Below are 2,247 nucleotides of genomic sequence, written 5' to 3'. Positions count from 1 at the left end.
CATCGAGTTGCAGCTGATAGCCGGCCAGATCAGTGCCGGACGCTTCGGCCATCATCTGCTTGGCGGCGCGACCTTCCGGCGTATCGGAATTCATGATCGCCATGGCTTCAAACCAGGCACCGGTGACCGCTTTACCCAGCTCGGGGTTGGCTTCCAGGGTTTCGGTGCGGACTGCCATGATGTCCAGAATTTCACCGGGAATCTGGGTCGAGTCAAACACCTTGTTGGCTTGCGGGTGCTTCATCACTTCGGCCAGTTGCGGGTTCCAGAGGGTACTGGCCTGCACTGCCGGGTCGTTGAAAGCGCTGGCGATATCCGCATCGGAGGTGTTGATGACATTGATGTCGCGCTCGGTCAGACCCACCGATTCCAGGGCGCGTGCCAGCGCGTAATGGGAAACTGACAGCTCCAGCAGGTACACATCCAGGCCCTTGATGTCCTCCAGGCTGTCCCGGTCTTTGAGCACGACGGCGTCGTTGCCATTGGAGTAATCGCCAGTGATCAGTGCCGTGGTGTCGACACCGGAGGCGGCGGGAATGGTCAGCAGATCCATGTTGGTCATGGTGGCACCATCGAAGCGCCCGGCGGTGTACATATTGATCGGCTCAATGTAGTCGTTGATCTGTACCAGCTCGACTTCAATGCCGTACTTCTCGGCCCACTTGTCCATCAGGCCGGTTTCGTTGATGTAGTACCAGGGCATCCAGCCGACGTAGATCGACCAGGCCAGGGTGAACTTCTTCGGCTCCTCCTGGGCGTGGGCAAAAATGGCGGACAGCGACAGCAGCGCGGTCAGTGTCAGGGTTTTCAGAATGCGAAGGGTCATAATGTTTCTCCGGTGGCTTTTAATTGAGAACTTGGGTGTAGCGGGTCAGGGTGGCGGCTTCCCGGCCGAACCAGGCTTTGGCCTCTGAGGTCCAGGGCGTGTGCAGATCGAAGGGGCAGTGTGCCTCCAGTGTATCGATCTGGTAGCGGCGCTCGTGGGTGACTCCGTCAAGATTGAATCGGTGACGCACCTCCTGGTCTTCAACGAACCACTCGGATGTGGTTCTAGGGGAAAGGGGCTGGCCGATTCGGTCGGGTCGCGTGCTGTGTTCAATGGAATAGCCTTGGCTCAGTGAGCCCCGGGCCACAGAGGTTTCAAAATCGAACAGGCGCTGTATCGTGTCCGGACTGGCCGACTCAAGTTGCTTCTGGAGGCTTGCATCGTTCGACAACGGCTCCGGGCGACCGAGCACCAGTGCCGCATGATCGCCTGCGATGATCAGTCCGCCGCCGCGGTGAACGCAGTCACCGGTATCCAGGTTGCGTTGCTCGATCATCCGCAGTCCGATCAGGGGGCCGGCCTCGGAGGGTTGTGCGCGCCAATCCTCTACGTAGGCGCCGCTCGGTGCGAACTCGATCATGCAGTTGCCGATGCGCTTGAGCTCGGCCGGCTCCGGCCAGCGGTTGTGGGTCTGCAGCGCGGTCTCGTCAAACCAGCTCATTAGTTCGCCATCCCATTGCGATCGCGCTTCCCAGCCTTCGTAGTCGGCGAGGCGGCGCAGTTCCGCGGGGCTGTATTCATTCAGTGCCTTGGCGGGCACCTGCTGCTCTGCAACCGGCAGTCGCAGATCGATGGTGGTATTGCGGCTCTGGAACCAGTACACGATGGTCTGGTTGTCGGACTCGCCACTGGCGAAACTGATGCAGCGGCGACGAAAACAGCCCAGCATCCAGTCGGGCACGCCGGCGGTGGCCGGTCGAGCGTGACGTTCCAGTAATTCCTGCAGAGTCATACCGCGCCCCCCGCCTTTTGGCCGAACGAGGACAGGCCTTTGGCGCCCTCTGGCAGCTCCAGTTCGCCTCGGGCCAGGCGCTGTTTCAGGTATTCGAACGTCTGAATGGTCTGGGCGTACAGGTGCTCCCCGGCGATCAGGGGTTCGTAGCGCGGTGGCTGATCGTCGCTGACCAACTCGGGCAGCGGTTCAATTACCGTGTCGTAATCGAGATTGCAGAACATCGGGAAGGAGTAGCGCTCCTCGGCCACTTTACGGACCCGGTGAGAGGTAGCCACGAAGGCACCGTTGCTGAGCGCTTCCATCATGTCACCGATGTTGATAACAAAGGCATCGTCCTGCAGTGGAACATCAATCCACTCGCCTGCGCCGTTGAGCACTTCGAGTCCGGGAGCCGTGGGCTTCAAAATGGTGAAGCACTCATAGTCGGTGTGGGCACCAATCCCCGGGGTGTCCGGCGGCAGGTCCG

Annotated in this window: 3 protein-coding genes; all 3 read right to left on the bottom strand. The window is 60.5% G+C overall.

Annotation, left to right across the window (positions count from 1 at the left end; translation table 11 throughout):
• A partial coding sequence (locus B3187_RS12375; RefSeq protein WP_286806786.1) for a putative urea ABC transporter substrate-binding protein occupies positions 1–826 on the bottom strand: 826 nt, incomplete at its 3' end.
• Positions 827–845: 19 nt separating this feature from the next.
• The gene (locus tag B3187_RS12370; protein ID WP_286806785.1) at positions 846–1,778 is read right to left on the bottom strand and encodes a hypothetical protein; all 933 of its coding nucleotides are present in this window, start codon (positions 1,776–1,778) and stop codon (positions 846–848) included.
• A partial coding sequence (locus B3187_RS12365; RefSeq protein WP_286806783.1) for a 2OG-Fe(II) oxygenase family protein occupies positions 1,775–2,247 on the bottom strand: 473 nt, incomplete at its 5' end. The genes B3187_RS12365 and B3187_RS12370, both read right to left, overlap by 4 nt.

This window comes from Marinimicrobium sp. UBA4209, assembly GCF_002381585.1.
GTDB classification, from domain to species: Bacteria; Pseudomonadota; Gammaproteobacteria; order Pseudomonadales; family Cellvibrionaceae; genus Marinimicrobium; species Marinimicrobium koreense.
The sequence above is the reverse complement of the archived record's forward strand: the minus strand, read 5'-3'. Positions and strand labels throughout refer to the sequence as shown.

Excerpts from the sequence above, each read along its gene's own strand:
- B3187_RS12370 (WP_286806785.1), bottom strand. The coding sequence starts at position 1,778 with ATGACTCTGCAGGAATTACTGGAACGTCACGCTCGACCGGCCACCGCC.